The organism is Pseudoalteromonas sp. T1lg23B (assembly GCF_002964665.1).
Taxonomy (GTDB): Bacteria; Pseudomonadota; Gammaproteobacteria; order Enterobacterales; family Alteromonadaceae; genus Pseudoalteromonas.
On record NZ_PQBZ01000005.1, the window covers coordinates 38,584 to 65,324 of the forward strand.

22 protein-coding genes are annotated in these 26,741 nt (G+C 43.6%); 8 read left to right on the top strand and 14 right to left on the bottom strand.

The features are described 5' to 3' along the window. Positions 1–5: 5 nt before the first annotated feature. From C2M32_RS02555 to fabR, 5 genes are all read right to left on the bottom strand, one after another. Complete coding sequence (locus C2M32_RS02555) at positions 6–836, bottom strand: GEVED domain-containing protein (RefSeq protein WP_105166961.1); 831 nt, start codon at positions 834–836, stop codon at positions 6–8. A 10-nt stretch (positions 837–846) separates the two neighbouring features. Continuing rightward, complete coding sequence (locus C2M32_RS02560; RefSeq protein WP_234401201.1) at positions 847–2,082, bottom strand: hypothetical protein; 1,236 nt, start codon at positions 2,080–2,082, stop codon at positions 847–849. A gap of 67 nt (positions 2,083–2,149) precedes the next feature. Next, a complete protein-coding gene (locus C2M32_RS02565) occupies positions 2,150–4,168 on the bottom strand; it encodes a Hint domain-containing protein (RefSeq protein WP_105166963.1) in 2,019 nt (672 codons plus the stop codon). A 105-nt stretch (positions 4,169–4,273) separates the two neighbouring features. After that, on the bottom strand, positions 4,274–7,531 hold the full coding sequence (locus C2M32_RS02570) for a M4 family metallopeptidase (protein ID WP_105166964.1): 3,258 nt from the start codon (positions 7,529–7,531) through the stop codon (positions 4,274–4,276). A gap of 292 nt (positions 7,532–7,823) precedes the next feature. Further along, entirely contained in the window at positions 7,824–8,429 is a 606-nt protein-coding gene (gene fabR / locus C2M32_RS02575) for an HTH-type transcriptional repressor FabR (RefSeq protein WP_105166965.1), read from the bottom strand. 108 nt (positions 8,430–8,537) lie between these two features. On the opposite strand from fabR, the gene C2M32_RS02580 reads away from it, so the two are divergent. Together C2M32_RS02580 and sthA are read left to right on the top strand one after the other, a co-directional pair. After that, on the top strand, positions 8,538–9,683 hold the full coding sequence (locus C2M32_RS02580) for an acyl-CoA desaturase (RefSeq protein WP_105166966.1): 1,146 nt from the start codon (positions 8,538–8,540) through the stop codon (positions 9,681–9,683). A gap of 35 nt (positions 9,684–9,718) precedes the next feature. Next, complete coding sequence (gene sthA, locus C2M32_RS02585) at positions 9,719–11,164, top strand: Si-specific NAD(P)(+) transhydrogenase (protein WP_105166967.1); 1,446 nt, start codon at positions 9,719–9,721, stop codon at positions 11,162–11,164. Between the two features lie 33 nt (positions 11,165–11,197). Here the strand turns inward: sthA and C2M32_RS02590 are convergent, their stop codons facing one another. Together C2M32_RS02590 and C2M32_RS02595 are read right to left on the bottom strand one after the other, a co-directional pair. Then, a complete protein-coding gene (locus C2M32_RS02590; protein WP_158678082.1) occupies positions 11,198–12,445 on the bottom strand; it encodes a hypothetical protein in 1,248 nt (415 codons plus the stop codon). Further along, positions 12,423–13,061 carry a methylamine utilization protein gene (locus C2M32_RS02595; RefSeq protein WP_105166969.1) on the bottom strand — a complete coding sequence of 213 codons (639 nt, stop codon included), beginning with the start codon at positions 13,059–13,061 and terminating at the stop codon, positions 12,423–12,425. The genes C2M32_RS02590 and C2M32_RS02595 overlap by 23 nt, the downstream gene beginning before the upstream one ends. A gap of 186 nt (positions 13,062–13,247) precedes the next feature. On the opposite strand from C2M32_RS02595, the gene C2M32_RS02600 reads away from it, so the two are divergent. Together C2M32_RS02600 and C2M32_RS02605 are read left to right on the top strand one after the other, a co-directional pair. Then, the gene (locus tag C2M32_RS02600; protein WP_105166970.1) at positions 13,248–15,290 is read left to right on the top strand and encodes a glycoside hydrolase family 97 protein; all 2,043 of its coding nucleotides are present in this window, start codon (positions 13,248–13,250) and stop codon (positions 15,288–15,290) included. A 228-nt stretch (positions 15,291–15,518) separates the two neighbouring features. Further along, positions 15,519–16,190 carry a DUF1707 SHOCT-like domain-containing protein gene (locus tag C2M32_RS02605; RefSeq protein WP_105166971.1) on the top strand — a complete coding sequence of 224 codons (672 nt, stop codon included), beginning with the start codon at positions 15,519–15,521 and terminating at the stop codon, positions 16,188–16,190. 41 nt (positions 16,191–16,231) lie between these two features. Here C2M32_RS02605 and C2M32_RS02610 read toward each other — a convergent pair whose 3' ends face one another. Together C2M32_RS02610 and C2M32_RS02615 are read right to left on the bottom strand one after the other, a co-directional pair. Continuing rightward, positions 16,232–16,756: a GNAT family N-acetyltransferase gene (locus tag C2M32_RS02610; RefSeq protein ID WP_105166972.1), complete on the bottom strand. Its 525-nt coding sequence runs from the start codon at positions 16,754–16,756 to the stop codon at positions 16,232–16,234. Next, positions 16,756–17,946 (bottom strand): MFS transporter, encoded by a 1,191-nt coding sequence (locus C2M32_RS02615; RefSeq protein WP_105166973.1) that lies wholly within the window; start codon positions 17,944–17,946, stop codon positions 16,756–16,758. The genes C2M32_RS02610 and C2M32_RS02615 overlap by 1 nt, the downstream gene beginning before the upstream one ends. Before the next feature lie 101 nt (positions 17,947–18,047). On the opposite strand from C2M32_RS02615, the gene C2M32_RS02620 reads away from it, so the two are divergent. Next, positions 18,048–18,938 (top strand): LysR family transcriptional regulator, encoded by an 891-nt coding sequence (locus C2M32_RS02620; protein WP_105166974.1) that lies wholly within the window; start codon positions 18,048–18,050, stop codon positions 18,936–18,938. 27 nt (positions 18,939–18,965) lie between these two features. Here the strand turns inward: C2M32_RS02620 and C2M32_RS02625 are convergent, their stop codons facing one another. Further along, positions 18,966–20,150, bottom strand: coding sequence for an MFS transporter (locus C2M32_RS02625; RefSeq protein WP_105166975.1), 1,185 nt, complete (start codon positions 20,148–20,150; stop codon positions 18,966–18,968). 278 nt (positions 20,151–20,428) lie between these two features. On the opposite strand from C2M32_RS02625, the gene C2M32_RS02630 reads away from it, so the two are divergent. Beyond that, the gene (locus tag C2M32_RS02630) at positions 20,429–21,241 is read left to right on the top strand and encodes an AraC family transcriptional regulator (RefSeq protein WP_234401202.1); all 813 of its coding nucleotides are present in this window, start codon (positions 20,429–20,431) and stop codon (positions 21,239–21,241) included. A 48-nt stretch (positions 21,242–21,289) separates the two neighbouring features. Here the strand turns inward: C2M32_RS02630 and C2M32_RS02635 are convergent, their stop codons facing one another. Further along, positions 21,290–22,183: a bifunctional GNAT family N-acetyltransferase/hotdog fold thioesterase gene (locus C2M32_RS02635; protein WP_105166976.1), complete on the bottom strand. Its 894-nt coding sequence runs from the start codon at positions 22,181–22,183 to the stop codon at positions 21,290–21,292. A 157-nt stretch (positions 22,184–22,340) separates the two neighbouring features. Between C2M32_RS02635 and C2M32_RS02640 the strand changes: the two genes are divergently transcribed. Continuing rightward, positions 22,341–23,030 (top strand): spermidine synthase, encoded by a 690-nt coding sequence (locus C2M32_RS02640; protein ID WP_105166986.1) that lies wholly within the window; start codon positions 22,341–22,343, stop codon positions 23,028–23,030. Here C2M32_RS02640 and dtd read toward each other — a convergent pair. From dtd to C2M32_RS02655, 3 genes are all read right to left on the bottom strand, one after another. Next, the gene (gene dtd, locus C2M32_RS02645) at positions 23,027–23,464 is read right to left on the bottom strand and encodes a D-aminoacyl-tRNA deacylase (RefSeq protein ID WP_105166977.1); all 438 of its coding nucleotides are present in this window, start codon (positions 23,462–23,464) and stop codon (positions 23,027–23,029) included. The genes C2M32_RS02640 and dtd overlap by 4 nt on opposite strands. Before the next feature lie 76 nt (positions 23,465–23,540). Continuing rightward, the gene (locus tag C2M32_RS02650; protein ID WP_105166978.1) at positions 23,541–24,482 is read right to left on the bottom strand and encodes an alpha/beta fold hydrolase; all 942 of its coding nucleotides are present in this window, start codon (positions 24,480–24,482) and stop codon (positions 23,541–23,543) included. Positions 24,483–24,498: 16 nt separating this feature from the next. Next, positions 24,499–25,392 (bottom strand): virulence factor BrkB family protein, encoded by an 894-nt coding sequence (locus C2M32_RS02655; protein ID WP_105166987.1) that lies wholly within the window; start codon positions 25,390–25,392, stop codon positions 24,499–24,501. Between the two features lie 85 nt (positions 25,393–25,477). Between C2M32_RS02655 and C2M32_RS02660 the strand changes: the two genes are divergently transcribed. Then, complete coding sequence (locus C2M32_RS02660; RefSeq protein ID WP_105166979.1) at positions 25,478–26,122, top strand: DUF2959 domain-containing protein; 645 nt, start codon at positions 25,478–25,480, stop codon at positions 26,120–26,122. Positions 26,123–26,741 lie beyond the last annotated feature (619 nt).

The window sequence follows — 26,741 nt, forward strand, 5'->3', positions numbered from 1 at the left end:
TGTCCTTAACGAATTGTCACCAAATAATCTTCCACTTCACCGTACAAGGTGCGCTTACAGGCGTCATCTGATCCACCACCAGCATCGCTGGCGACACGCATCAGAGTCACCCCATCTACAGCATCTGTTGGTACATCAAAAGTGAACTGAAACGGCGCATCAGAAGCCGACTTGTAGACGATTTCATTTGCGGCCAGTTGGCCATCTTGGTTCCAATCAATCCACACTCGAAGAGCAACATAAGATGGATATTCAGGCTCTTTGTTACCTGGTGTTACTGACATTTTCACTGTGCGACCAGCAGGTAAGGTAATGACTTTACCAGACACTGCGGTGTAATCATGACTAAGTGACTCGTGTACAAAGTCCTCTACTGTGACTTTCTCAATCCACTCCCACTCATTATCAAAGCTCTTGTTGGCGCAATATTCATGCGTAAGCTGAGTCGTTTGTAATGCAACAGGAACATATTCTGGTGGCATAGTGCTACACGCTTCAGTGTCACTATTACCCGCCTGCCAACCATATGGGTTGCTAAAGTCACTATTTGCGAATGTTAAATATTGCGCTTTGTTTGGTGTTAACCACAGCGCCTTAAGCTGATTAAGTTTTTGGTCTTTAGGAACAATCTCTGTGGTGTTGTACATTTGTTCCCAAATTTCGACCAACAAGCCATCATAACATTTCGCCAGCCACGCAAAGCGTCCTTCGGCTTGAGATACGGTGAGTAAATCACCCAATTCATTATAATTTGCTTGCTGCGCTATATCTTCGTTAGCGTGTCCATGCATTGCAACCCCCATCATTGAGGCCGCGACGAATACGAATTTATTCATTGTTCTATCCTTACTTTAATACATCACTGTAAACGCTGTAGTCACGGTAATAAGCCATGTTGGCAGCTTCATAATCTATACAGTAGTTCCCTTCTGGGTTAGCCTCGCAGTAATCCACCATGTCAGCAAACAGGTTGGCATTATTACGGCTGAAAGATTCGATCTCGCTTAACTGATCTAACTGCTGTGTGGTAAATTGTGCGGCATAATAACGCTGTAGATTTTTCGCTCTACGATACGTTAAACGCTCTTCAATCCACCGTGCGGTCAGCTCTTTTACCACTAGCTTGGTTAAATAATTTGCCTGTACGTAGCCCGTGTCTGGTACTAATTGTTGAAGGCCTGGACCTGCGTCGGTGTAATCACTGATGTAGGTTTCGGTGACGTTGTAGTCATCCAGAGAATCAAACTGATTGATGTAGTCTTGTTTGAGGTAATTAACCGCGGCTTCAAACAGGTTGAAACATGGCTCTGGGTTGAGCAATGTACACTGCATAATACCGTTTGGAATAATGCTCAATAAACGATTTGGATCACCGCCGCTTTGGTAACCACTGATGGTAATTTTGACCGATTGACGTTTTTCCTCATCAATCTTCTGCAATTGACCATCGACTTTAACTTTACCTATCCAATCAACGCTTAGGTAGCCACCAATTGCGCGTTTGTCTTGCTCATCTCGATAATCAATTTTCATATTGATCACCACGTTTGAGCCATACGCGAAACCAGCAACAAAGCCTTCACCTAAGTTATTTGCCTTGTTACCAGGCTGAGCCGTTGCTAAGTCAATTGCAGCTTGAGTGGGCTGAAAACCAGCAGCTGATGACGGCATCAGTATTCTCGATTTAGGCTTAACAGACGAATACACCGTATAAGTACCTGTGTATTTGTCAGCACTAATATCTTTGGCATAGTTTGCACCAGCATCAACACGCACCGCGGGAAATTTGAAGCCAATATCCACTTTACCATCGATCAGTTTCAACGCCTGTTCGTATGCCAAATCAACGCCAACACGAAAGTCGATATTGGTGTTTCCCAAATGCTCAGCTTCCGTACCTACCACAGATTGTAAACCTAGATATGAATCTCCAGCTCGTTTGTAGGCAGTCCCTAAAGGAACAGCATCAATGATCTCCGCCATTTGGGCGTTATTCTGCTTACTTTGCGAACCATCTTGCTTGTCCAGAAAGTCGTATGGATTCTGTGCTGCATGACTTGATGTCGCTAGTAATGCGCTCATAATGCCGCTATAAATAAAAATTTTCATATTTTCACTCCGTGATATGGCCCCGAAGGGCCAGTCCAACTTATCGTTTACTATTTAGGTAATCTTTGTGCCAACTCTCAGGCAGACGGATAAGCACATCTTGTTCAGTTTCAACAATTTCTTTGAACTCATTAGCACTTTGAGTCGCTAAGTCACCCACTTGAACACTGTTTGCGAACATACTGAACGTTTCGTTCACGCGATGCTTAGGATCATCTTTCGTACGACCAAGCTTCAGGTTGTATACCGCGTCATTGTATTTCACACGCTCAACCTTGGTGATAAAACCAAATCCGCCATGCATCTGAATTTGATCCGCAACTTTGATGTCCTTCGCCCATACTGGCTGACCCGCTTGTGTGATCACTGGGTGAGACTCAGTTAACAGCAACGTTTTGCCTTCACGCGTGGTTAACTTAACCATTGGGATCGCTTCCACACCAATAGAGATATCTTTGATTTCAAGTGGTAAGCGGATATTAGGACTGTACTGGCTAGCTCCTAATACCGTGTCGCCCACACTGAGTTTCTCGATTGGCATTTCAGAACCATCTGGTAGCAAGATCATGCTGCCTTTCGCCAAACAGCTATAAACGATTTGCATTGGTGGGTGGTCCAAATCTTCCCAAGTTCCCATACCAGTTGAGCCCACAACAATGGTCTCGATTCTTGGCGCTGAGCCTGGACGAGGTTCGTTAGCCACCGCAATATTCATGATCCAGTTTGCATCTTGATAACGGCCATAAAGTGTTGCGTCACCAAATACACCTTCATTACGGGTAATGTTCCAGTGTAGTCTGGTCAATGTACGGGTACGATATGGGATATACTCAACTTCGATACGATCGGCGAAGAAGTTAGCTATTTCGCTGTAAGGGTGGCCCGCAATTTCTGTTGCGCCACCACCTTCTTTGGTTTGAATGAAGATATTTGAACCACGCTCAGCTTCGGCTGGTTTTACTATCTTCTCACCAACTTCTAGCGACAAAGATCCATCGGTATTTTCAACAACATTTAATGCTGTCCAGTCTGGGCGGTAAATCGTCTTCACTTTACCCATGATCACGTATTCACCAATGAATGGAACCTTTAACTTCATATCACCATTTGGTGTATTGGACGGATAAATATTTTCATAGTCACAGTCACCATAGTTTCTGTTCAAACATACGATGATTTTTGCCTCTTCCTCTGCACCTGTGGCAATATCCGCTGGGTGAGTGACGTTTGAACCAATTGGAATGCTAGGAGTTGGCATTTCAGCAAATGTACCAATGCTTTGCGTTGACTGTAGCTCTGATTGAGTCATGAGCGTTTCATCAGGCTCAATGTAGCCTAGTATCGCTAGCAACGTTTCGCGTGGATATTCTACTTTTGAGTTTCTATCTTCAATGACTTCATTACCGTTTGCATCTTCGTATACCACAGTAACCCAAGCGTCGGCATAGATGCGCTCAGCTTTTTTAATAGACTCAATGGCACTTTCAACTTTAACAGCCGAGTAGATAGATTTACGCTTTTGCTCAGGGCCATCACCAAAGAACTCCTCATAACGAGGTAAAGTGATTGAGCGACCATTTTGATCGACCAGTGTGATATCAATAAAAGTATAGTTTGTAGGTACTCGCTCACTATTAAGTGCAGATACAACTAGGTACTTTTCAGTTGTGCCAGGTAGTGTGGCAATTTCAAAACCCATATGCTTGAAGAAAGAGCACACATTTGACGGGTGAGTATCACAGTTTTCTACACTCGCAGTGCTAACATTTTGCGCCGCAACACTTGATGCGACATTTTTGTTATCTTGATACAGCTGATTATCAATCAGATTATATAAATGCGGGCGGTTCTTTTTAGTCAAACCATATTTTGCCAAGCGAGCCTTTAAACGGTCGTTTTGCGATTTTTTCATTAAGTTTGATCGCACGAAAGAAGAAGGTTCGACTTGTAAATTAGGTTGCTCAACACTAATCGGGTTAAGTGGATGAGTTGCAGAGTTCCCAGCCAGCGCGGAACTTGCTCCCAGCGCCAACGCTATTGATAAGCTTAAGATTTTCATCGGTATTCCTTTTGTTTATATTTGTTGATCATATTTTTTGAGCGCGCGCTCAGGAGTCCCATGTATCCTGTACATGGGAACCCTTACTGCGATTTATAAAAATGATTACTGAATAAACAGTTTTAGATCGGTAACTTCGCCATATCGGAAGTCCTTACATCCATCAGAGCCCAATGCATAACTAGGTAGCTCTTCCAGTTTCGCCCTGAGTACCGTGTCGCCCTTATCTATTTCACTAGCATTCAGCGCAATGGACTGACTGGCTTTGATGCGACATGTCCACGTTCGATATGAGCAGGTTTTTGTGTAGTTCCAAGTAGGGTTAGACGTGTTGTGCTCACCCGATTCGAATATGCCATTTTGATTTTTGTCTAACCAGATTGTGAAACGCAAATTTTTGCTGACGTCGTCTAGGTACCAATCTGCAGTGCTCCACGCTATTGAGTTGCTATGAATATCTATATTCAGCTCATTACCCGTATTGAATCTCAAATTAGTATCAATTTCGTCGAAGCCGTCTGCGTTATAGCCTGACGCAGGATTATCAAAGCTATAACTTAAACCACCAGCACGAATCGAAAGCTTATCAACATAAAACGCCGAAGGGTCTCCCTGTGACATCACTTTTGATGTACAACTAGGCACTGGAACAGCAACCGTTTTAGTGATTTCATCTGAGGTATTAGTCCCGTCGTTATAAGTGACCTTTAGGGTGACATCATAGCTTTTACCTGCTTGTGAATAAGTGATCACTCCTGGGTTCTCATCGGTAGATGTTTTACCTGCCTCACCAAATTGCCAGAAATAGGTTGGTAGACGCGAACGATTAACCGTAGAGGTGTTAGTGAACTTAACCTGATTCCCTTCCAATACTTCGTAGCTGAAATCAGTTGCTAAAGGCAGCTCTGGCGTTTCAATATTAACTTTAATATCGAATGCCTGCGCACCTCTTGCGTATCCACATGTATCATAGAATGCATAATCAGTCCCCACGGCCACACGGATCAGGCTTACGCCATCTGAAATACTCTCTGGTACAGAGAAAGTGACAGTACCGCTAGTCAGCGTCTGGTTATCTATCAACATTTCTTCCGAACTGAAAACACCATTGCGGTCAACATCGACTAAAACAGTCACTTTTTTATTGATGACGCTATCACCTAACTCTATGCTGTGCTGGTTATTTCTGTTCAGTGTGACAGTATTGTCCAACAAGCTTTGGTAGGCCTGTTCTGCCAACGTAAACTGCTGCTCATTGAGGGCTACTGATGTTGTATGAACACTGGCTGGACTAAACTGCGGACCACAAGATGCCTTGACCTCACGGCTATAGAAGTGGTTAAAGCCATGTAACACATCACCATTGGTTTTCTGAACTTGTAGATTCAAACGCAGTAGCTTTCCTGGTTGAACTTGTAACTCTCTTTGCAAGAATGGATATATCGCTGTGCCACTGCTGCGCAACCATGTTTCAGGACTGATATCTGCATCACCCCAATTAACGGTTATCGCTTCAATGCTATCAGCTGGTGTGGCACTTAAATCATAACGAATCGTGTCATACTTAATTTCGCTGCCAAATTCTAATGTTGTTAAACCAGAAGTTTGCGCGACAATGCCCACTGAGTGCAGAGTTTCATCAATTTGCTTACGTACTTGTTGGGCGCTACTCAAATGTGCAAAACTGTCCGCTTGCTCTAACAAGCAATAGCCCGCATCTTCAATCGAGGCCCCCGTGAAGAAACAGTTTACATTTGCTTTGAGAAACAATTTGAAAGCATCTTGAATAGACCAACCCTGCCTTTTTACCAACTCATAAAATGCTTTTCTCAGCACACCTGCTGTTGCATAGACTGACTGACCGGCTTGGTAATCCTTGAAATGGTCAATACTTTTTCCATCCCAAGAAGGCATCTCAAAGAACCTAGTACCAGAACTTTGATAAAGCACATCCCAGCCATACCACCACTTACGATTTGCACCATGGCCACTGTTATCATCACGCGTCCAATCTAAATAAGGTGTCGTTGTAGTAAAGTTGCCCGAAGCATTTAGAGATAAATAGTCTAATAATGCCACGCTGGCCATATCAGAGAATGCTTCGTTAATTGCCCCATCCTGACCATTGCCACCCAAACCACTGTTCCAGTATGTAATTGCATGACTAGCTTCATGAGCAACAATACTCAATGTAGTGTGGTAGTAGTGCGTAGCACCGTAGTTGCCTGTGCCATAGTTTACAAATTCATTGTCCCAACTGGCCTGAATATTACCGAAACTATTGTTACCGACTTTTTGCTTTAACTGGCGTAAACAATAGTTACCCGACTGACAGTCAGGGTCTTGGTTAAATAGCTCTTTGAGTAACGTATGGTAATACTGCATGACCAAGCCGCCGTTAAAGTGCGCGTCGTTCACACCCGAATAGCTAAAATAATTCAGATACGAGTCATCTATGGTATTTTTATCGAAATTCTCATGGTTTGAGGAACAAGTATAGCTGGCAGCTTCAGTTTGATTACTCATGTAATCAATGGTTTGTACATATGGATTTTCCAAATAGCACGTTTCGTTGCTCTTGGTCACAACAAACGGATAACCCGAGAATTCACTAAAAATAGCCGCGTTCGCATCATTGAAAACCAACTCTTGTGGCTTATCTGTATAGCTATCAAACTGATACTGCAAGCAGCTTGTCATGCTATTTGGTGAAGGTGAATAACATATACCGCCTAGCTTTTCGTTACCACCGATGCCACCACCAGAGACCAGCGTATCATTGGCGAGTCCATTGAGGCCATTTTCTCTTTTTAATGTTTTTAACGTGGCAGCATCCAATACGTATAGATGTATCTTGTCCGCATGTCTAGCCCGAACTTGTAACACTGGTTTAAGTTCGTCGAACACCAATTGATATGCTCTATCAACGTGGACACTTGCATCATCCAGTTGCAATGCAGTGATGATTTGCTGTTTAAGTACAGTATCATTTAAGTGAAAGCGCTTCGGAACGGTTATTTGTTCATGTTGATCAGCCACGATTATTTTACCCAAACCTTGAGTAACTTTACCTTGCTCGTCCTTGACCACTACAAAGCGACTATCCAGCACGGGCCATTGGCCAACATACACTTGGTAGTGTAAAAAGCGTTGTTGTATACCCTTAGTATTTAGCAGCTCGTACCGTAGCTTTGGTGTGTTAAAGCGTGAATTGGTTATTTGCAAGCCCTCACTTGTTGAGGATTGGAACTTAAGCAAAGGCCAATTCTGACTTTGATTTGCCAGTGGATACTGCTGGGCGGCTTGAGCGCTGCCTACTGCACAGACAACACCACTTACAAATAAAGCTGTAAGCTTGTTCATATCTACTCCTTGAGACGAAATGTTGTGATTTCCTTAATCACACCATTCATTGAATTATTGTCGGGTTTAGAGTAATACATCAAACTTTACAATTAAATAACAATAAAGTGCGAAGTTATTTACTTTATTTCCACGACTTTGAAATGAATGGAATTTTTAATTCCTTTGAATTTGAGCCACACGTAAAAGCCCTAATTAAGGAACATTAAGTTGGTTAATAAGTATGAGTTGTTTGCCACACTAATGTGAAGAACCGAGTGATTTTATTATACCGCCAGTCGGTATTAATTCGTTACTGAGCGCCGTAATGGTTGGCACCACGGGCGATGTAACGTAATTGCCAAATCAGTCTTTCGGTCAGTTCTGCGCGTTGTTGAGCATCTTGATCCAGTGCCTCAGCGCCGGCGTTAAATACCAAAGTAACCATCGCCTCAGACTGCATATAGGCATGATGCTTATCGCAGGGAGTTTCTGTTTCAAGATAGTGCGCAAGCTCTAAAATGAAGTGTTTGATCTCACGTGCTACTGCGGCGCGAAATGCTTTTGAAGTGCCAGAGCGTTCTCGCAATAGCAATCGGAATTGGTTACTAGAGGTGTCTATAAACTCCATAAAAGTTTCAACTGAGGTGATGATCACACTCCCCCCACTGGCAATACGTCTACGAGCTTGGCGCATGAGCTGTCGTAAAGTTAGTCCTGCTTCATCAACCATCGTCAAGCCCAGCTCATTCATATCTTTGAAATGTCTATAAAATGACGTTGGTGCAATCCCAGCCTCACGCGCAACTTCACGCAAGCTAAGATTAGAAAAGCTGTGTTCTGCACTAAGTTGATTAAAGGCAGCTTCAATTAATGCTTGCCTAGTTTTTTGTTTTTGTTGTGCGCGAACACCCGACATTCTGAACTCCAATCGCGATTTTTTTAAAACGATATCAAGTCTAATACTTGACGGCGATAGAATGAAATATTATTTTAGCGTACAACTGTACGCTGAAATTAACGAATCATGAAGAAACCACCCTTAATTTGGACCAACGTAATATTCTTTAGTCTGTCATTTCTGGCAGCAATTACTTTAGTACCTTGGTATGGTATTACCTTTGGCTATACCACTTCTCATTGGATTGCCTTTGTTGCTTGTATGTTCTACGCAGGTTTATCTATCACCGCAGGTTATCACCGTCTATGGGCACACAAAGCCTATGATGCTCACCCTGCAATACAGTGGATTTTTGCATTAGGGGGGGCCTTTGCGTTGCAAAATAGCGCTCTACACTGGAGTAGTGATCACCGTGTTCACCACGGACAGGTTGACGACCCTGTGAAGGACCCTTATGCCGCAACCAACGGTTTCTGGTACAGTCACATTGGCTGGATGCTCAGAGATTATCAAGGCGACAGCTATGGCGACTATGCCAACGCTCGAGACTTACAACGTAATAAAATAGTGATGTTCCAGCACCGCCATTATCTTACACTGGTGTTGCTCACTAACATAGGTATTCCTTTGATATTAGGCGCTATTTTTTCAGATAGTTGGTTGGAAATATTAGGTATGCTGCTATTGACGGGGGTATTACGACTGGTATTGAGTCAACATTTTACTTTCTTCATAAACTCACTGGCACATATTTGGGGCACCCGTCCGTACACGGAGAAAAATACCGCGCGTGACAACGGTTTCTTAGCGTTATTCACCTACGGTGAGGGATATCATAATTTTCATCATATTTTTGCCAGTGACTATCGCAATGGCGTTCGTTGGTACCACTACGACCCAACTAAGTGGATGATACGTACTTTAGCCGCGCTAGGACTCGCTACTAAGCTAAAGCGCACACCCATTGAGCGAATCGAGAAAGCCAAGGCCGAAACTTTACTTTTGAAAACTAAAGTCCGTCTAGCAAAATTGCCTTTAGCGCAAGATAAGCTTACATTGTTACATCAAGAGTATGAATTGCTTCTAAAAAAACTTCAGACCTTTTGCTCTGTACAGAAACAGTTAATTGAAGCAAAAAAAGACTCCATGCTTGAACACTGTGACAAGTCCGCCCTCATGAAGCAATATCAAGAGTTAGAGGCGGCTTGGCAAACACAAAAGCAAGCGTGGTTAGCATTAAATGCGAGGCTGCTAAAACCTTCTTTTAGCTAGAAGTTAGCGGCCTCTTAGAAGAATGAGGAGAGGCCGTGGCTAAGCCAAAAAGTAAATCTGCAAGTAGTACAGAAACAGCCGCAGATACATTTCAATACGATGCGATCATAATTGGTACAGGCCCCGGAGGTGAAGGGGCCGCAATGAACTTATCAAAAAGCCACAAAAAAGTGGCTGTGATTGAGCGCCAACAGGCTGTAGGTGGGGGATGTGTTCACTGGGGAACGATCCCATCCAAAGCACTGCGTCACTCCGTCAGCCGCCTCATTGAGTACAAAGCAAACCCACTTTACCGATTTACTGAAAAGCCACAGCGCCATACTTTTCAGGATATACTCAATCACGCCAGTGCCGTCATCTCGAAACAATCAAATTTGCGTAGCAGCTTTTATGAACGTAACCGCATTCACCTGTATCAAGGTGACGCTAGTTTTGTAGATAAGCATACTATCAAAGTACAGCATATTGATGGTTCACAAGACATACTGACTGCCCGCACCATAGTGATCGCAACAGGCTCTCGCCCTTATCGCCCACCCAGTGTTGACTTCTCACATCCGAGAATTTACGACAGTGACACAATTTTAAGCTTGCAACATAACCCACAGCGCGTGTTGATTTACGGTGCAGGGGTAATTGGTTGTGAGTACGCTTCTATTTTTAAAGGCTTGGGCGCAAAAGTAGACTTAATCAATACCCGTGACAGATTACTGGCGTTTATGGATGCGGAAATTTCTGACGCATTAAGCTATCACTTTTGGAACAGTGGTATTGTGATCCGCCACAATGAAGATTTTGCTAAGGTTGAAACCCGTGATGATGGCGTGATCCTACATCTTAAATCAGGCAAGCGTGTAAAAGCAGACTGCATCTTGTTCGCCAATGGTCGCACTGGTAATACTGATGGCCTCAACCTAGACGCTATCGGACTACAAGCGGATGGTCGCGGCCAATTAAAGGTTAACGAAAATTACCAAACTTCTGTTGAGAATGTATACGCAGTAGGTGATGTCATTGGCTACCCAAGTCTTGCTAGCGCAGCATTTGACCAAGGCCGAATTGCTGCTGATGCGATTGCTCATGGCGAATGTGCCGCCAAGCTAATCATCGATATTCCGGCAGGCATATACACCATTCCTGAGATGAGTTCAGTAGGTAAAACAGAGCAGCAATTGACCGCCGCAAAAATCCCTTATGAGGTTGGCCGAGCACAATTTAAACATTTGGCTCGCGCACAGATCACGGGGACTGAAGTGGGTAGTTTAAAACTGTTATTCCATGCTGAAACCAAAGAGTTACTTGGTGTGCATTGCTTTGGAGAGCGCGCTTCTGAAATCGTACATATCGGTCAGGCCATCATGGAACAAAAAGGCCCCGGCAACAACGTCGAGTACTTTGTGAATACCACCTTTAATTACCCAACCATGGCTGAAGCATACCGAGTCGCAGCGCTAAACGGCCTTAATCGTTTATGTGATTAAACAAAAGATAAAAAGCGCCTACTGGCGCTTTTTTTAAAACTGGTACTGGGCACTGAACCGCCAGAGCTGTTCGTGCAAACCTAATGGCAGATAGGCTACCGGCCGAGATTCAGCTTCGTAGCCAATAAATTGAAATTCAGCGCCCACCTGCCAAGCCTCAGAGATAGTTTTGCTTAGATTTAGGGTGATTCCTTGTGTCAAGCTGGCGTTTGGGTCAAATGTCCAACTGTCCTTGTCCATCACTTTTGACTGCTCGACTCTACCGCTGATACGGTAATCACCAAATGTATGACTTAACATCATATACCAGCTGTAAAAGTCGTTGTCGACGCCACGTCTTGGCCCCATCGCGGTGTTTCCATACAAAGCCTGTGCGATAAACTGAGTCTCAGCAGACACTTTTGAACGCCAAGCCAAAGACCAAAATTTACTATCCCAAGCGTACTGCTTAGTAACGTAATTAAGGGCTCCTGGGTCTCCGTTATTATCATACCAATAGACTCTTAAGCTATGACGTTTAAGATAACTCCAGTGCACCCCAACATAATGTCCAAATCGGCCATCTATTTCACTAAATGGTTCGACATACTGACCTTGAAATCTAAGCTGCCGTGCATAAAGCGCTTTAACCCGTGCAAATGCAATACGCTCGTTGAACACCGTTTGTCTGTCATGCGGCACAAAGCCTCGCCACGCTAGCAGTGTCCCAGCAGGATCGTTACCTTTAAATAAAGCGCCTATCAAACTTACATCATGTTTAGAGCGAAATCGCCTCGCTGCTCGTTTTAACTCAAATTCTGCACCAAATGTACGAACTTCCTCTCCCAACCATGCATTGAGACCTGAGTAGCTAAAAGTATACGGAGATGACCAACCAAGCGCGGGGTTTTCCAACGACATACGAGGATAGAAGCCCCCTACTCGTGAGCTAAACTGATAGCCTTGAGCCAATGGTTGGTACTGTATAAAGGCTTCAGTGAAACCTATTTTATGATCAGGGTCGGGCACATAGTGTGCCACGGCATGCGCCGACCAAGCTGAACTGAAGTCCATTCTGCCACTTAACACCGCTCGACTGATACCAAATGTATCGCTGTCAGTATCAAATCTCGCTACTCCCCAACCTTTGCGTAACCATGCACGCTCTTCACTGTGGGTGGTCGCCGTAAATTCAACTAATCCATGCAGTTTAGCTGTCACCTGCTGAGCCTGTGCGAATTGACTTAGCTGCACCAATGCAACGGCTATGACCACACTTTTACTCATATTCGTCTGTATCATCCGTTAAGAACTCCATTTTATCGAGCAGTGGTTGTTGAATTTGATAGTGTACAATTTGGGATGTTTGGGTGATCGTGATTGATTTGCTTTCTGGACTATCTAAGTTTTCAAAGCGCTCATGCCACACATTTAACTGCACATTTCCTAACTGTGAGCTGTCCAGTGTCAGTTGCACCTTCCCTTGTTCGTCACTGACTCCATAAACACCTGAATTGACGACTAAAATATACCCTAACATCCAATCATGAATATTACAGCCTAGTTCTACCACACCTGGCTGCGTAAAACTCACTGGTGCCAAAGGTTTGTCTCTATATAGTTTTAGTTCAAACGACTTGGCCTTTGAAAATGAATAAACGTGATGCAATATTGAGTCGAAATTTGGAAAGTCCACCAGCGTGCCACTGGGAACGACGAGCGTATGAGGTAAAAAAGAACGATCTTTTTGGCCCATACTATATACGATGGCTTTTTGCTGATCTGTCGCCTGCCATTTAGAGCCTACCAGCCATACCGCTGCACCTGCGATAGCATTGCCTTGTTCATCAGTGACTCTCACTTCAAGTGCCTGACTAGAGAAACAGATAAAACCTAACCAAATTAATATTTTTTTCATGTGCAGTCCGTACGCATTCTTTGTTGTTCAGTATAGAGCATGGTCAAAAATAACCGCAGTCAATCAATGAGACCGATGATAACGACCATCACTTTCAAATGAATACGTATGCAGATATTCCGCGTTCTGTGATCATCACAGTATGCTAGTAACGCACCATTCACCGACACTAAATTAGGGAACCCCATGCGCTTACTTAGCTATCTTACACTTTCCAGTGCTCTGTTTTGCTCTGTCATACACGCGGCAAGCTATTCGGTTGACTCTCCTGATGGCGCTATCAAGTTTACCATTGCTGATAGTCAATCTCAGCCTCAGTATCAGGTCACATTTAATGACAAACCACTGTTAAATGCGTCTAAATTGGGCTTTGAATTCAAACACGCAGCTGCCATGAAAGAAAACCTCGAGATAAGCTCTAGTACCACTAGTGCTTACCAACAAACTTGGCAACAGCCATGGGGAGAAGCTCGATTAGTCACCGATCATCACAACGAGCTCGCAGTTAAGTTTCGTGATAAAGACACTAAGCAAACAGCTTTTACGCTGAGGGTACGAGTCTTTAATGATGGCTTGGGGTTTCGCTATGAAGTCAATCAAAGCAATACTCTGTATATCACTAAAGAGTTAACAGAATTCAATTTTGCCGACAGCCAAAACAGCACCGCTTGGTGGATCCCAGCACGCGGCTGGAACCGCTATGAATACACGTACAATACCACTCCATTACAACAAGCTGCACACGTGCATACACCGTTCACACTAAAAAATGCTGATGGTGTGCATGTGAGTGTACATGAAGCTGCTTTGCTTGATTACGCTGCCATGACTCTAAATCAGCGCCGCCCAGGAACATTTGTGGCAGATCTCACCCCTTGGTCTGATGGCATTCGAGTCAAAACGAATGGTCAGTTTAAAACACCCTGGCGCACGCTACAAATTGGTGATGAAGCCATTGATTTGTTGAATTCTCATTTAATCCTGAACTTAAATGAACCCAATAAGTTGGGTGATGTCTCGTGGGTCGAACCGGGGAAATATTTGGGGATTTGGTGGGGGATGCACATTGGTAAGAATACTTGGGGAAGCGGTGAAAAACATGGCGCGACAACGGAGCAAACCAAAGCCTATTTGAGCTTTGCAGGCGAACATGGCTTTGATGGTGTACTCGTTGAAGGCTGGAATACTGGCTGGGATGGAGATTGGTTCTTCAACGGCGATGTATTTAGTTTTACTGAGGCTTACCCCGATTTTGATATGAAAGCCATTAGCGAACATGGCAAACAGGTAGGTGCCCGCTTGATAGGACATCATGAGACTTCAGGAAATGTCAGCAACTATAGAAAACAAATGCAAGATGCGTTTGCTCTATATCAAACCGCAGGCGTGCGTCAGGTGAAAACAGGCTACGTGGCTGACGGCGGCAATATAAAGCGTATTGATGAACGTGGTCTCGCCCGTTATGAATGGCACGATGGTCAGTTTATGGTGAACGAATACCTTGATAATGTAAAACTGGCAGCACAGTATCAGATCAGTATTAATACCCATGAGCCGATTAAAGATACCGGACTACGTCGCACCTATCCAAACTGGTTAAGCCGAGAAGGAGCCAGAGGTCAGGAATTTAATGCTTGGGGGACACCTCCTAACCCACCAGAACATACACCTATGCTGGCCTTTACTCGTATGTTGGCAGGCCCTATGGACTTCACCCCTGGTATTTTTGACATGAGCTTTAATGGCTTGGGAGAGAAAACCAACCGGCCACAAACCACGCTTGCTAAACAGCTAGCCCTGTATGTCGTGCTCTACAGCCCAATCCAAATGGCGGCAGATTTACCAGAAAATTACCTCGCGAGACCTGATGCATTTCAGTTTATAAAAGATGTTCCTACAGATTGGGAAACCAGCATTGCTTTGGCCGGAGAAGTCGGTGATTACGTTGTATTTGCCCGTAAAGAAAGAAAGCGTGGTCAATATACAGGTAATGATTGGTACTTAGGGGCTATCACCGATGAACAAGCGCGCAGTATTGATATCAAACTAGATTTTCTTGATACTAAGCAAAAATTTGAAGCGCAAATTTATCAAGATGGCGAAAAGGCAGAATGGCAACATAACCCTTATGACCTGTCGATTAGCAAACATATTGTCACCGCCAAAGATACATTAACTCTAAAACTTGCGACCAGTGGCGGTACTGCTATTCGTTTTAAAGCCATTTAAATTCCCTTTGAAAGGTAGCGCAGCTGTGCTGCCTTTCTTTGTTTCTCCCCCCAAGCGATTGTTTCGACTGCACATTAATTAGCACAATTACCTAACAGTTGGTTAATATCACGCATTCTGGCTCCCAGCATAGAACCTAAACGACTGAAATTTATAACATTAATAATTGGTTCAGTAATTGCTTCCGAAATAGTACTCTGTTACTCAATATGCTTTAAGGAAAATACAATGCCAGTACCAATCAATGACAGACCGCTAGAAACGGTACGTGAAGAAGTTATCGATCAGCTTATTCTCAATTACAGCCATGGTGAGCTCTCTGCTGATGCTTTTGAGCGACGCTTAGACAAAGCTTACCAAGTAGATGAACAAAGCCAGTTACAACAACTCGTTGCAGATTTACCGCTACAGTCAGATCCTCGCTACTACAGCGAAAAACAAGCGCGTATGCAGCCTAAATTTACAGCGTCACACCCACATCAAGACTCTCTTACTATCACGTCAATTCTAAGTTCAGACCATCGCAGCGGTGAATGGGTTGTGCCTAAACATATGCGCTTAAACAACTACCTTGGCAGCATCGAGTTGGATTTTAGAAATGCGATCTTTACCCACCCCGAGGTTATCATCGACGTCAACTGTATCATGGGCAGCGATGAGATCATCATCCCTGAAAATATTGATGTTATAACCAGTACAACTAACATCATGGGTCATGTCAGTAACAATCGCTCACAATTATCCACCAATATCGTCACTCAACAGCGTCCTAAGTTATATATCCAAGGTAGGGTGATTTTAGGCAGTGTCGACATTTTCGTGAAAAAAACCATGCAAGAGAAAATGAAGCAGTTTGCCACTAACTTAAAATCCATGTTTGACGAAAGTAAGCTGAGATAATTTGCCCATCCATAAGTTTTGGGGGAACACTCCCCCGCAATTTATTCATCACGACACAGGCCGTAATAATACGCATCTGAGCGCTGCGTACTCAATTGAAAATGACGACGTAAATGCCCTTCCCTTTGCATACCTAGCTTTTCCATTAGCTTCCAAGACGCGATGTTTTCAATGGCACATAAGGCAGTTATTTTCATTACCTCCTGCTCCACAAATAGACGTTCAACAAACAAAGACACCGCTTCAAACGCATATCCTTGGCCGATAAAATCTTTATGTAATCGATACCCTATTTCACCGATGAGACTGGCCTTGTTTACGTACTTAAACATTAGCTCGCCAATTAAGCGACCATTACTTTGCAACGTAATGGCTAAAGCCAAGCGTTCATTTTCCTGTGCCTGCCATGGCTGACATCCCTCTAGCAGACGAGTTTTAGCCTGCTCATAAGTAGCTGGTTCACCGATATAGCGAGAGGTCAGCGCACAGCTTCGGTGCTCAAAGCTTGCTGATAGATCATCTGGGGTCATAGGTCTTATCGCCAACCGCTTGGTATTAAATCGCATTAAATATTCCTCACTCGTCTAACTAGTAAAAATCGATGCCATAACCGCTTATCGGAAAATAAAGTCAGCCATGCCCACCCAAGCAACATTGCCATGACCCAAGTCACCCACGCCATATCCTCAGGAACATCGATAAAATAACTGTTACACGCTACCGCTAATAAAGAAAACAGCAGTAACTCACACGCACCTATCAGAGCATTGGCACTACCTGCATGTTTGGGAAAGTGCTCACTGAGCATTTGAATGTAGATGGCAAAATACCCGCCAAACATTACCATCACCAGCCCGTAAGCAAGTAACGCATTCGATAACGTAAATGGCATAAACATATAACAAGCACCACTTAGCACAAGTAAGGGCCAAAACAGACCCGTCACCCACGCCATATTCAAATGACGGTGTAACTTACTGCTGAGCAAACTGCCCAACAGCAAGCCCGCCATGGGTAACATCATGACACTGCCAAATTGTGCTTCGTTCAACGCGAATTGCCGTTGTAATACAAAAGGGAAATACAGCTGTGTGGTCATGTAGATAAATGTCGGTGTCCATTTAAATAAAGCAATTGCTACAAACTTAGGCGCACTAAAAAGCACTTGATATTGCCTAAACAAATGGTGTGGATACAACGAGATACTAGCACTGAGACTTGCCTCAGAGGGTAATAACCAGTACCCGATCAACGCCACAATTAACAGATATATGCTCAATATCCACGCCACAAACTGCCAATCAGCCCAACTCGCCAGTACCCCACCAAGCCATGGCGCGACAATCGCCACACAACTTGCAACCATCGCTAGACTACCTAGTGCCTCACGCAATTGTGAACCACGATATACCGCCCCTAAAATGGTACGACTAATAAGCAACGGTGCGGCTGCGCCCAACCCTTGAAATAATCGCCCAAGCGCAAACCACTCTGTACTTGTGGCCAATGCACAACAAACACTACCTAGCACAAATATCACTTGCCCCGCTAAAAAAACTTGTCTGTCACCGTACTTATCTCTTAGTGGACCAACCATTAACTGTGACAAACCAAGACAGATGAAATAGCCGGTGATCATCATTTGGCTGAGTCCTTGGCTCATCTCAAGATCTGCCGCAATATGGGGCAATACAGGAAAAAATATTTGGCTTGCAAGCTGTGAGCAAGACAGCAGTAACATCGCAATGATCAACATGGGTTATTTACCTGTGTAAACTATGTGCTTGACTATATGCTTTACTTTGCTGACAAAAAACCCTGTAATTGGAATAACATTATGTCCTAGTAGGAATTAATATGGATTGGCTTAGCGCAGCAAAAAGCTTCATACTAATCGCGGAATACGGCAGTTTTACTAAAGCGGCAGAGAAACTAAATATTTCTTCATCTGCGATGAGCAAACGCATCGACTGGTTAGAAAAACAAGTGGGTCTGAGCTTACTGATCCGCTCAACAAGACACGTTAAACTGAGCGAAGCTGGTCATTTATTACTCCCCAAAGCACAGGCTCTCATCGCGCAATTTGACCACATTTTAGAACACTCTCAGGAAGTCAATAAAACCCCATCTGGGACGCTCAAAATCGCCGCAACATTAGCGGTTGGTAATAGCATTCTCATGCCTAGTATCCAGACTTTTCTCGCTCAATATCCGGATATAACAATCCAACTTAACGTACTCGCTCCGGGTGCCCTACCTGATTTACACCATGATTTAGTGATCACTCGTCACTATGATGATTTTGATTCAGCAGCTCACAAAGGCACCTGTTTACTGGATTATCAAATGAAGCTATTTGCTGCCCCAAGCTATCTACGGCGCCACAGCGCTATCAACAATGTGGCTGATTTGGCAGGCCATAAGATGTTGTTAAGTAATTACTATCACAATAAAGGCTACATTTCCTTAAGTGACGAGTCTATTTTCACCTTCGACCATTATAACTTTGTCTCTGATCACCTTGATGCCATGTTGGAGGCTGCGGTACAAGGTATGGGACTGATGTTTATTTCTGACAGCTATATCCATAAACAACTTCAGGAGGGAACACTGGTTCCCGTTCTTCCCGAGGTAAAGTCTGCCAACAAACAGTTATGGGCTTACTACCCAAGCAGTGCATTTGTTCCCATCAAAACCAGATTGTTTATTGATCACCTAAAGCAGCAATTAGCCACACAGCAGACTTGATAGCCTTAGCTGTGTGGACCTATTCAATCAGAGTGAAGCACTCACTTGCAGCTGACGACGGCGTAAATGCCAACCAATAAATTGACTTAAAATCAGGGAGCAAGCCGCTAAACCAGCCCCAAAATAGAATACCAACGCACTGTCATAAAGCCAGACCACACCAAAACTAGCTGGTATGATGACTGCGGCTATGTGATTAATGGTAAAGCTAACACCAGCCGTTGACGCGATATCCTGAGGGCGAGCAATTTTTTGAAAGTAAGTTTTGAGTGCAATTGCCATTGCAAAGAATATATGATCTATTACGTATAAAGCGGCAGCCAGTTGGGCCGACTCAACTAAGGCATATCCGGTAAATACTAATATCAAACCCGTATATTCTATGGTGAGTGCTTTTTGCTCACCAATTCTACCAATCATCTTCCCAATAACGGGGGCTGCAAAGATATTGATAACATGGTTGAGCATATAAAGCATGGTGATCTGTGCCACGTCAAAACCAAACTTTTCAACCATAAGAAACCCAGCAAATACCATAAAAATTTGTCTGCGTGCGCCTGAAAAGAAGAGCAGCAAGTAATATAGGCTATATTCCTTTCGTAAAATAATCTTTTTATGCTGTGTGCTGTGCTGTGCAAAATGAGGAAATACACGCATCATAAATAAGGTCAATGCTAGGCCTACTCCCCCCAACACCAAATACAACCACTCATAGCTCGCGGATAGAAAAGTGACACTGAGCCAAATAAGTCCAAAAGTCACCAATGATGCCATAGACTTAACAGACATCAGCTGACCCAGCTTTTGTGGCGCTTCCTCTTTTTTAAACCATTGTAAACTCAAGGACTGGTTAAGCGTTTCGAAATAATGAAAACCTATCGACATGAGAACAGTCGTTGCATATAACCCATAAATAGTGGGAAATAACCCCGTTATGGCCACACCAATAGACAATAAACACAGGCTAATAAGGGCAAATGTTTGTTCCTTCACAACCAACAAAATAAAAACGGCTGTGAAAGCCAAAAAGCCGGGGATCTCTCGCAAAGATTGCAACATGCCCATATTTGCACCATTAAACTGTGCCGCCTCTACCGCAAAGTTGTTAAGCAAAGCTGTCCAAGCTGCAAATGTAACTGCCACGACAATCGTTGACAGCGTCAAAAAACCAAACGGTGTCTTCCATCTTGATTGAGGCCTAACATCTTCCATTATTTCTCCTTAAAGCACATTAAATAAGCGACTTTATTCTACTGCTTCAGTATCGTGACCAAAATCCAATTTATAGACAGATAATTTATCAGATCGGACAAATTGCAAAATAATCCTTCTGCACCTCGTTGCGGCTATTCTGAGTTAAAAAAACCTTGAACAACTCTGTGAATCATTTAGTACACCTTAACCTTGACGCAAAAATCTCTTATAGTGGGATAAAATCAAACTACCCCCATAACAATGATGAAATACCTACATGCCGTAAATAGAGGTGTATGATGGTTAATGGCCAACCCAGTGTAATGGCTAGCAACTGGAACAGCATCGCCACACGTTTTAAACTAAAGCACTTGGGTAAACCCGTTTACCCCAGAGCCAGCACTATGCCACCATGGCAACATGTTCAGACGCATCAACATACATGGGGGCAACTGGCATATACCAGCAATGGGGTGTTGAGTATTGTGACGCCCGAAGGGAACTTTGTCATTCCTCCGGATCAAGCTCTATGGCTACCCCCCAATTTACCGCATGAAACTTTTTGCAGATATGGCGGATATTTTAGAAGTGTTTACATCGACGAAAAGTACGCCCCTCTGTTGGGTGGCAGCGCGAAGCTACTTCATGTTGATGAGCTATTAAAAGCGATGATTTTAGAAATATGTGCTTGGGAGCCAGACTATACACTGGACGACAAAACGCTGCGTTTTATACAGGTATTCGTTGATAGGCTCGAGTCAGCGCCAACCAGCTCATTTTTCATGCCGACAGCACAAGATGACAGACTACTCCCCATCATTAGTGAACTGCATGCTAATCCAGGGTGTCACAAAACACTGCAGCAGTGGGGTGAAGAGATCGGCGCATCGACGCGTACGCTCAACCGTTTGTTCGCAAAAAGTTTTGCAATGAACTTTAGTCAATGGAAACAAAAACTAAGGGCATTAAGAGCTGTAGAAATGATAGAAGCAGGCCATAGTCAACAGTACATTGCCGAACAGCTTGGATTTGAATCCAGTTCAGCTTTCAACACTTCATTTAAAAAAGTATTCAATTGTACGCCGGGGCAATATCTAAAACGCCCCTAAGGATCCTGACTCAGGCCTTGAATGAACAAGGCCATCACAAATTGTATACTAATTTAATACCACAAATGTACCTTCGAACGTGGCAACCAACACATCACCATCATGAACCCTTACAGGTACAATGTACTTCGCTTTACCATCTGTTTTAAGGTCTTCTAGCTTGCCCTCACAATCTGCAATTGATACTGAAGCACTTGGCGCTGTTGTGAGCGGTTTCAAGTACTTGATGTTGGCATCTGCCAGTACAATGCTTCCTTCTAAGTTTAGCTCTTTTAACGCGAGGTAAGTGGCTCCCCAGCCCGTCAAAGTTGCCATACTGTATATTGAACCGGCGAACATTGAGTTATGAAGGTTTAGATTCGCTTTGAGATCAGCCCGAGTTGAAAACTGCCAGTCAGTATAACTCTCAACCTTAATCCCCATAGCATCACTAATTGGAATAGACTCACGCCATGTGTCTTGTAGTACTTGCGTCCAATCTGGGTGACGGAACCACCCAGGTTCCGTTGGTCTTTGTTTAACCATTTTCCAGTGTTGAATATCGTCGTAGGCTAAATGCGCTTTCTCAACTACTTGATACCCGTGGCGCTCATAGAAAACTAACGCTCTCTCTCTAGCAAATAAGACTAACTCTTCAGCATTTTGTCGCCACGCGCTTTTTTCTAATTCATGCAATAGCCGGCTACCAAGATGCTGGCCTCGGTGCTCTTGCGAGACAGCCATATAACGCACCTGTGCTTGTTGTTGCGTGTTGAAGTGCAACCTAGCTACTGCTAACACCTGATCTTCGTTGTTTTTTATGTATAAATGTTCAGATTCTTGCTCTAAATCGTCTTGCTCCGATCCACGAGGCAAGCCACACGGCGCACGTAAAACTTGCCAACGTAGTTGGTAATAAGCTTGCCAATCTTCACTGCTTTGTGGTGAGCTAACCTTAAACATAAATACTCCTGTTATTCGTTTTTCTTGGCGATGAGCAATAGACCATACTAGAAATCGATGAAACTGAACATAGTCTATTGGTAGAACACGGTAGCTGAGTGTAAAAATTATCGAACAAAGTGGCATTACAGCGATCGTGAGCTATGCTGATGTTACTATGCATAATTTTGTGACTGCCCGAGGCACGATCGCCAACCAATTTGTGCAACAGAGCCATCAACTAGGTCATTTACTTTATTGGCACAAGCATGGCAATGTAAGTATACAAGTTCGGCAAGACAAAACCTTGCGCTGGTTGTTGATCAACGACACCTTACAATCTGTAGTGGAGAAAGACCACCCGGAGCAGCTTCTTTTTCCTCATTTACAAACTCTCGCCGCGATATGGCGAGATTTGCCCACACCAAACAAAGTGCTTGAACTTGGGTTAGGTGGCGGAGCTATCAGAGACTATCTACACGCAATTTACCCAGAATGTAACGTACTTTCCATAGATAACAACCCTGACATAGTACATTGCTATAAAAAGTATTTCAGTGGCGAGCAAGGGTGTAGTGTTGCTTGTATGGATGCCGATACTGCGTTGTCTGGTAGTCAACGATACGACTGGATCATTTTAGATTTATTTAGTGAAATGGATGCGCCAATGTTTTTATTCCAGCACCCATTTTATCAACTCCTGCGAGCCGCACTCAACCACGATGGGTGGCTCTTTATCAACTTTCTAGCCGAACACCCTTCACAACGTCAGCGACTCGAACATTTGTTGATCACCAATTTCGGTAAAAAGCCAAGAATCGAAACCGTCGCTGACTACGCAAATCACATTATTGCTATTAAACGCTAAACTTTTAAATTGAAAGTGACGGGCCCATCGTTACACAAGGTTACTTGCATATCAGCAGCAAACTGCCCTGTTGCCACTTTTACGCCCGATTCCTTAGCCTGCTCAACAAATAACTCATATAAAGCATTTGCACGTTCCGGTACTGCAGCCGATGAGAAGCTTGGCCTCATCCCTTTTTGGGTATCTGCTGCTAGCGTAAATTGGGAGACGACAAGTAACTCTCCCGCGATGTCCTTAAGACTCAGGTTCATCTTACCGTCATTATCCGTAAATATGCGATAGTTACTCACTTTGTGTAGTAACTTAGCGACATGTGCTTCTGTGTCTTCTTTCTCGACACCTAGCAGCAGTACCAAACCCTTTTCAATCTCACCTACGGTTACACCTGCAACCTCTACTTTGGCAAACGACACTCTCTGTATTAAGCCTTGCACATCAGCCTCTATTCAAATATCGACAAAGTGCATCACTATAAGCCAATAGATTTATAATCACCAGTTATTCAGAATGTTATGAATGCAGCTTACATGCTAAAAGATCTGCCGCCCGACGTATTGCTTCAAAATAAGCCTGACTTGCACCACTGTGTCCTAACCCATCCAGTATGTACAATTGCGCATTAAGTTCATCAGCTAACCGCTGAACCGGAGCAAAACGGCACACTAAATCATGTCTGCCGTGAACAAACCATATTGGAATCGATTTAAGCTCCACAACGGCTGTATCTAAATTTTGTAGCTGTACAAATATTTCAGGACTGAAGTAATGACACATTATTTTCGCCTGTTGCATAATACAATTGGCGTGTTCTAAGTGGTAGCGGCTTAAAGACGCAGCTAAAGTAACCTGCCGATCCCATTCATGCCAATGATGAGCTGCTTTATGTTGTAACAATTCATCATCGCTTTGCAAAGCATCACTGTAATAAGCCAATACATCTTCTGCGCTTTGTAGACCCTGACTGAACGAGTGATAACTTTCAGGGTAAAACTGGGCACCGGCACCTTGCGGTGAGTATAACCACTGTAAGTCTTGCTCGGTCGCCAAAAAAGACGCCCACAAAATTAAACCTTTAACACGCGCTGGATGTTTGTGCGCAAATAAAAGGCTCAATGTTGCGCCCCAAGATCCTCCCACCATTACCGTTTTCTTGATTTCAAGATGATCCAACAGCTTCAGTATGTCATTAACAAGGTGGTTGGGGGTATTATGCTCCAATTCATGAGGCGTTGACTTGCCACATCCCCGTTGGCTATACAAAATGATTCGATAACGATCGGGGTTAAAATATTGTGTTGCTTCTGGAGTCAAACCACAGCCTGGCCCACCGTGATTGACAAGAACAGGCAAACCATCCGATTTTCCATATTCTTCAACATAAATCTGATGCCCGTCGCCAACGGCTAAATGAAAACTGCGCAATGCGTCTCCAACAATATAACCTTGTGCCATTGTCACACCTCTTGATTTAATATGTGTCGTTTTCCTCCATCTGCTCATCATCGTGTTTAAACCAAGGCTCATGTTCGCCCAAACAAACTGTAAATTCAGCACCAAGCAGTACTACAATCCACGATAGATAAACCCATACAAACAGAATAGGAACCGTTGCTAACGCGCCGTAAATCACCTCATATGACGGAAAATGACTGATATATGCAGCAAACCCTTTCTTTGATAATTCAAATAAAAGTGCCGCAAACAATGCACCTGGTACAGCCGCCCTAAATGAAACTCGCGTGTTAGGCACTAAAGTATAGAGCATTATGAAACCTGCCATTGAAATCAGGTAAGGTAATAGCTTAAGTAAAAAGCCGCTGAACCCAGGTATCCCTTGATCAGCAAAAGATACTAGCGAAACAATATAAGAGGTTACACCGATACTGGCCCCAAGTAACACGGGTCCCAGCGTTAAAACCATCCAATAGATAGCAAATGAAATCATCAAAGGGCGCTTTTTTTCAACTCGCCATATCCTATTTAGAGCCGCGTCTACATTTCTTATCAACAACAGTGCAATTGCAGCTAAAAAGCCAATGCCGACCGCTGTCATTTGATTTGCATTACCAGTAAAGGCACTAATATGAGACTTAATACTATCTGTAGAAGTGGGCACGAAGTTGTTAAAGATAAAGTTCTCTATCGCAACTCTCGTATCTTCAAAGCCGGGAAATGCAGAAAAAATTGCAACACCTACAGCAATTAGAGGCACAAGCGACAACAGTGTGACATAGGCAAGATAACCAGCGTTAACTGTGATCTGATCTTCTGTGCAGCGCATAAAATAGTAGCGCCACCACTTAGGCTGCATCGAAATAAGCTGTTTTACCTTGGGTAACAATTGTTCTAACCTAACCTTCATAACCATCTAATTTTTAGAAACTCTTTGCACATCATAGCAATCAGTTACATAATTTACAGCATGATTGATAGGAAACTGGCTTAATATGAAACGCTTCACATTGGTTACCGCGCTCGTTCTTGGACTCACAGGATGTCAAACGGCTTACTACTCTGCTATGGAAAAAGTAGGTATCCACAAACGTGAAATCCTTGTAGATAGAGTAGAAGATACTAAAGAATCACAACAAGAGTCACAACAGGAGTTTCAATCTGCACTTGAACGCCTAAGCACCTTGATAAACTTTGATGGCAAAGAGCTGCAATCGGTATATGAACAGCTAAATGACGATTATGAGTCAAGCCTCGCATCCGCTCAGACAGTCAGTGAGAACATCAATAAAGTAGAAGATGTCGCTCTGGCTTTATTTGATGAATGGCAAGATGAATTAGAGCAATACTCCAGCGAGAAATTAAAAAGAGAAAGCGATAAAAAGCTCAAACAAACACAGCGCCAATTTGACAAATTACTCCGTTCGATGCGTAGCAGTGAGAGTAAAATGCAACCTGTATTAGCTTCTCTCAAAGATAATGTCTTATATCTCAAACACAATTTGAATGCGCAAGCTATTGCCGCCATTCGAGGTGAGTTCAAAAGCTTACAGACAGATATTCAGTCATTAATTAATGATATGAACCGCTCCATTGAAGATTCGAACAAATTTATAGAGCAAATGAATACAACGAATTAAAACGCAAAATTACGGACGAAGTGAGTGCGTTTCCTTTGCGCAAGCTGGGGTGCAAAGGGTTAACGACAGCGAACGCAGTGAGGACGTTTCCTTTGCGCAAGGTGAGTTAGGCGCAAAAGTTTAATGACAAAGCACGCAGTGCTTACATTCCTTTTGCGCAAGGTGAGATGAGCAAGTTTGACTACCGCCGAGGGATTCACCTCTCACCCCTCCTCCTTAGACGTCGGATGGCGCTACGCTTATCACGACCTACAGACCCAAAACGCAAAAAGCCCATCCGAATGGATGGGCTTTTCACTTAAATAGGAGCTTGGTTCGCTACGAAGTAGGATGTTCTACTCCGTAGCGGCAACTCCGTAGCGGCAACTTTCACATGGCAGCAAGGGTGAGCGAACGCAGTGAGTGCGTTTTTATAGAACGCTGAGAGATTCTTAAGAATGTTGAGGGAAGCACCGGTGAAGGTTGCTTACCTCACCTTGCGCAGAACTCTCTGTGTCGCCACTTCGTGGTCACAAAGATTCTGCACGAAAAAAAACCCCGACACTTTCGTATCGAGGTTTCTCTTATTAGGAGCCTGGCGATGTTCTACTTTCACATGGCAGCTGCCACACTATCATCG